The following is a 5,228-nucleotide window of genomic DNA, read 5'->3' as shown; positions in this document are numbered from 1 at the left end:
CGCCCACCAGCCGGGGCCCGTCCGACGTGCGGAGTTCGACGTTCTCGCGGCGGGCCGGCAGGACCGTGGAGGCACGGATGGCAGTGGGAGCAGAGGGCTGGGTGAAGACGTAGGACGCGGGATCAAAGCTCATGCTGACCAGCTTAGCGATACCGGTAGCTCCGCGAAGTCCAGCAGTTGCTGTGCCAGTGGCGCCGCTCGGCGAGACCCGCGGCGGCGCCAAAGAGGTGGTCCTCGGACCAGACCACCAGGTGGGCGATTCCCGGCAGCACGGCGGTGGAGCAGCCAGGGCAGATGTAGGTCTTCTCGGCGCGGCCCGCGGTGATGGGGCGGACCATCCATTCGCCGTCCGGTGAGCTCTCGCGGCGGGCGAAACCCGAGCGGGCGCGCTCCAGGTCAAGTTCCGGCGCCGGGCCGTGCTTGGCTCCGGCGGCTTTGCTCTTTCCGGGCACTGTGCCCTTGCCGGAGCCTGTCTTCGCAGAACCGGCGCGGCGGGGGCGGTTGGAACGGGGCATGCCTCCATTCTGCCCCAGTCCGGCTGCCGCTCATTGCCGCCCCGCCAAGCCGCCGCCCGCGCAGGCGGTAGAGTTGACCGGGTGCGTTTAGTCATAGCCCGCTGCTCCGTTGATTACGTCGGCCGCCTCAAAGCCCACCTGCCGCTGGCCACCAGGCTGTTGCTGGTCAAGGCCGACGGTTCGGTCCTGGTCCATTCCGACGGCGGGTCCTACAAGCCGCTGAACTGGATGAGCCCTCCTGCGTCCCTGCGGGTCTCCACACCGGATGAGGTCGACGTCGAGGTCGGCGTCGTCGAACAGTGGACGGTCCAGTCGGCCAAGACCGATGACCGGCTCATCATCAACATCCACGAGCAGCTGCACGATACCTCCCACGAACTGGGCCAGGACCCCGGCCTGATCAAGGACGGCGTCGAGGCGGACCTCCAGCGGCTCCTGGCCGCCCAGATCGAACTGCTGGGCACCGGGTTCTCGCTGATCCGCCGGGAGTACTTCACCGCGATCGGCCCCGTGGACATCCTGGCCCGGGACGCGGACGGCGCCACCGTGGCCATTGAGCTCAAGCGCCGGGGCGACATCGACGGCGTCGAGCAGCTCACCCGGTACCTGGAACTGCTGAACCGGGACCCGCTGCTGGCCCCGGTCCGGGGAATCTTCGCAGCCCAGCAGATCAAGCCGCAGGCCAAGGTCCTCGCCAAGGACCGCGGAATCGACTGCGTGACCCTGGACTACGACGCCATGCGCGGCGTTGACGACAGCGAATCCCGGCTCTTCTAAGCACCCCGCGGCAGGCTTTCCGTGGCGGCGATTCGCGTTAAGACGTTCTTTGCACAATTTTTATGCAATTCTTCCGTTCGCCCGTTGACCTGACGCAAGTGTCATGAAATTCTTATACGAGTCTTTGTGTAGGTGTTTTTTCATGCTCGCAAGACATGTTGCGAGCGTGAAGCTCCTGCCGCCACGGTCCGTGAATCCGGTTCCGTTGCCAAAGGTTCTTCTCGCAGAGTGACCAAGTCCGGTGCGAAGTGCGCCGGATTTATTCAAGATCCACAATGAGGAGAAACAAATGGCTCAGGGAACCGTCAAGTGGTTCAACGCAGAAAAGGGCTTCGGCTTCATCACCCCGGATGACTCCGATGGCGATGTCTTCGTTCACTACTCCGAGATCCAGACCGGTGGCTTCAAGACCCTCGACGAGAACCAGCGTGTTCAGTTCGAGATCGGCCAGGGCGCCAAGGGCCCCCAGGCCACCGGCGTAACGCTGGTCTAGTCTGCCGTCGGGAAGTGCTTTAGGGCATTTCCGGCACCAGGAATGATCCCCGGCATTTGTGCCGGGGATCATTTTTTTGTGCATTCTTGGGCGCGGTCTTTCAGCTCGTCCGCATTGGCCCGGATGCATTCTTCAGCCGAATTCCGCACTCACCCCGGGCACTAACCCGCCGGGCCCTGCCTAACGCACCAAAGTGCGCAGCAGGCGGGCACTTTGCCGGACGGACAACCCGGGAAGGTACGCGCGGCTCAGGGCCCGGCCCATCGCCGGCAATTGCAACGGATCCTGGTAGTAGAGGTACAGCGTGCGGTAGTCCGGTTTGAAACGCGACTTGAAGGTTGCCAGCGAGCGGAAGCCGTAGACGGGTTCCAGGGCCCTGCCCACCACGTCCAGGATCCCGGCCAGCCCCTCCGGCCCGGCGTCGCTGCCGCCGGAGTCGCCTCCGGAATCGCCTCCGGAGTCGCCGCCGCCGGCACTGTCTCCGTCACGGTCCTTCGCCAGCGGCGAGCCGGACAGGGAGATCACCTCAACCGTGCGCTTGAGCTCCAGCACGGCGGAAGCAATGAGGAACTCCATGACACCGGGGAACGCGTCGCCGCGCCGGCGCATGAAGTCCAGGGTCCAGCTCACGAGCTGTCCGTCCGCGTACACCGGCAGCCAGCTCGTAACGCCCTGCACGCGTCCGGAAGCGTCCACCGCCAGGCAGCACAGCACCTCGTCGTCGTCGAGCTCGTCGATGCTGCCGAGCGTGAAGCCCATCTCCGGCACGTGCTTTTGCGCCGCCCATTCTTCGGAGACCTCGCTGAGCTGGGTCCGCAGCGGGGCCGGGAATTCGCTGTAGCGCCCCCATACGGTCTGGACACCGGTCTTCGCGGCACGGTTCAGGGCGGTGCGGACGTTTTGCCATTCTTTGCCCTTGAACTCGAGTTCGCGCACGGCGAGCCTGGTTTCCTGGGCCACGGCCACGCGGCGGAATCCGCGGGCCCGGAGCATGGGCCAGAGGCCGGCGGTGCAGGAGTAGAAACACGGGATCAGGGCGTGTTCGGCGCAGTAGCGCATGAAACCCGCCGCGGTCTCCTCGTGGAGGGCGGCGGATCCGAACGGGCCCGCCAGCGTCAGGGCCACGTTGCCGTGCTGCTGATAGGCCACGCCGCCGCGCCGGTCCGGCGTAAACCAGTATTTGTTCGGTTCCCAGAGCGCCATCCAGGACAGTGAGTCCCCGCCTTGGCGGATCAGGTCACGGGCCGTGTCCCGGTCCCCGGAGCCGACGTCGGTGCTGTGTCCGGTACCGTGCAGCCGCCGCCGCAGCACCAGCCAGACCGCCGCCAGGGCCACCCCCCAGAAGATGATGCCGGCATAGGCGAACAGAAATGACTCGACGGCGTTGCGGTTCTGGAACAACCTGCTGTAGGCGCCCGGAATGGGCAGCGGCAGGTACTGCCGGGCGAGTTCCGCCGCGAGGCCCAGCACTCCCCCGTCGCGGTCCATCCCGCCGGCGGCGAGCCAGGCCACCGAATAGGCCCCGGCGAGCACCAGCCACGTGCCCCCTACCACGATGCCCAGGATCCGCCTGGCCCGCGGAGCAGTCTCGACCCGGAACTGCCGGCGGTTAAGCCAGAGCAGCACAACGAGCAGCAACGGGACGGCCACGAGCGGAAGGACGCGGACGAAGCCGGAGCCCATCACGGCCGTGTGCGGCTGGCTGGCGTAGTGCGGAATCCGGGCGAACAGGGCCAGGTACACGGCGGCCAGGGCTGTCACGCCAAGCTGGACGATGATCGCGATCCGCAGGGCCAGGCGGCGGCCCTGACGCATGCCGTCCGCACAGATCAACAGCAGGACCACCGGGACAACCGCCAGCGCAAGGCCCAGCGGACCGGCGAGTCCGGCGCGGCCGGCCTCCAGGCAGCTGACGTCCACCGTCCCGCCGCAGTTTTCCTCCAGCTGGCCCAGCGTGGGCAGCGGGTTCAGCACGACGTCGCGCAACAGGGCCAGGGGCCCGGTGGGGCTGCTGACGGTGGCCGTGAGGATCGGCCCCACCGCGAAGATCGCGACCGTGAGGGCCAGCAGGTTGCGGGTTTCGCGTCCGGTTGAGCGGTGCCGGTGCAGGGTCCCCCGGTCGCCCTGGATCCACCAGCCCGCGGCCAGGCCGGCAAGGGCACCGGCGAGCCCAACCACTGTCTCCGGATGCCCGACGTAGAGCACCAGCAGCAGGGACGCGGACAGGCCGGCGGTCCGCAGCCTGCGTTGCCACAGCGTGGGCAGCAGGCCGCTGGCGGCCAGGGCCACGGCCAGGACGGCGGCGTAGGGGCCAATCAGCCGGGCGTTGACCATGAGCCCCAGCCAGCCGTCGCCGATATACCGGGCCAGCTGGGTAACCAGCAGGAACACCGTCACAGCAGCGAACTGGCCTACAAAGAAGAATACGGCCGTCCGCAGGGTCCCCAGATGCCGTTCAGCGAGACCCAGAAGCAGGAGGATCATCAGTGATGCGGCCAGGTAGGCCAGCAGGTTGGTGGCGAAGAACAGCGAGGTGAACAAGGACCACCAATGCCCCGCTTTCAGCCCCGAAGCGTTGACGGACGCTACAGGCAACAGGGCGTCGGGCGGGCCCGACAGGAAGCTGCCCGTCACGGCCCCGACACCGAGGAAGGCCGCGAGGACCGCCAGCGTGAAGGGTACGGCACGGAAGTGCGCCAGCGTCCGGCGCAAGCCCTGGCGCCAGACACCCTGCAACGGCGGGATCTCCTGCCCTGGGCCCGCCGCGGTCCGGTTACTCCCGGTCTTGGCCTGGCTCATGGCGCGATCCCCCAGCGTCGGGCCAGGAAGTCCAGGCCGCCGGGAAGGCCGCCGGATGCCACGTCCCAGGAGTGCCCAGCGTTGGCGATCCGGTGTGTTTCAACGCTGAACCCGGCACGGCGTGCCGCCTCGGAGAGCACGTCCATGTAGCCGGTGAACTGCGGATCGCGGTCTCCGGCGGCGAAATACACGCCGTGGCCGTCGAAGCGGTGTTCCGCCATGACGCGCAGCGGGGTCAGCTGGTCGAAGGCCGCGGCGTCGGCGCCGAAGGAGGCCTCAATGGTCTTGGCCCGCACCTTCGCGAGGGCCGGCTCCTCCTCGCTGGAGAAGGCCAGCGCCGCGCTGTAGACGCCGGGATGCCTCGTGACCATCTGCGTGGCGCACGTGCCGCCGAAGGAGAAACCGCCCGCGGCCCACCGGCGGGGATCCGGGTCGACGTCGAGCGTGCGCTTGATCCAGTCCGGAACGTCCCGCGCCAGGAAGGTGTCCGCCTGGGCAATCCGGCTGTCCATGCACAGCGTGTTTCCCGACGCCGAGCCGTTGGGATCGACCACCACCGTTACGGGCGCCACCCCGGCGTGCTCCGCGGCGAACCGGTCGAGCCGGCTCCGGAGTGCGCCGCCAGTCAGCCAGTCGGCAGGACC

General features: G+C 67.9%; 5 protein-coding genes and 1 pseudogene. 2 read left to right on the top strand and 4 right to left on the bottom strand.

What is annotated here, in order from left to right:
- Positions 1-133 (bottom strand): annotated as a pseudogene (locus LQV45_RS17150) (alpha/beta hydrolase); the annotation flags it as partial.
- Positions 134-143: 10 nt separating this feature from the next.
- Positions 144-515 (bottom strand): ATP/GTP-binding protein, encoded by a 372-nt coding sequence (locus LQV45_RS17145; RefSeq protein ID WP_230008063.1) that lies wholly within the window; start codon positions 513-515, stop codon positions 144-146.
- 81 nt (positions 516-596) lie between these two features.
- Here LQV45_RS17145 and nucS point away from each other — a divergent pair, with 81 nt between their 5' ends.
- Together nucS and LQV45_RS17135 are read left to right on the top strand one after the other, a co-directional pair.
- Positions 597-1,292, top strand: coding sequence for an endonuclease NucS (gene nucS / locus LQV45_RS17140; protein WP_026266819.1), 696 nt, complete (start codon positions 597-599; stop codon positions 1,290-1,292).
- Between the two features lie 289 nt (positions 1,293-1,581).
- The gene (locus LQV45_RS17135) at positions 1,582-1,785 is read left to right on the top strand and encodes a cold-shock protein (protein WP_011692441.1); all 204 of its coding nucleotides are present in this window, start codon (positions 1,582-1,584) and stop codon (positions 1,783-1,785) included.
- A gap of 180 nt (positions 1,786-1,965) precedes the next feature.
- Here LQV45_RS17135 and LQV45_RS17130 read toward each other — a convergent pair whose 3' ends face one another.
- Together LQV45_RS17130 and LQV45_RS17125 are read right to left on the bottom strand one after the other, a co-directional pair.
- Complete coding sequence (locus LQV45_RS17130; protein ID WP_230008062.1) at positions 1,966-4,584, bottom strand: bifunctional lysylphosphatidylglycerol flippase/synthetase MprF; 2,619 nt, start codon at positions 4,582-4,584, stop codon at positions 1,966-1,968.
- The coding region (locus tag LQV45_RS17125) for an alpha/beta hydrolase family protein (protein WP_230008061.1) at positions 4,581-5,228 on the bottom strand (648 nt) is incomplete at its 5' end. The genes LQV45_RS17125 and LQV45_RS17130, both read right to left, overlap by 4 nt.

It is taken from the genome of Microbacterium sp. Bi128, from assembly GCF_918698205.1.
Note: the sequence above shows the minus strand (reverse complement) of the source record. Positions and strands in the feature narration are given on the sequence as shown.

Excerpts from the sequence above, each read along its gene's own strand:
- LQV45_RS17145 (WP_230008063.1), bottom strand. The coding sequence starts at position 515 with ATGCCCCGTTCCAACCGCCCCCGCCGCGCCGGTTCTGCGAAGACAGGC.
- LQV45_RS17135 (WP_011692441.1), top strand. The coding sequence starts at position 1,582 with ATGGCTCAGGGAACCGTCAAGTGGTTCAACGCAGAAAAGGGCTTCGGC.
- LQV45_RS17130 (WP_230008062.1), bottom strand. The coding sequence starts at position 4,584 with ATGAGCCAGGCCAAGACCGGGAGTAACCGGACCGCGGCGGGCCCAGGG.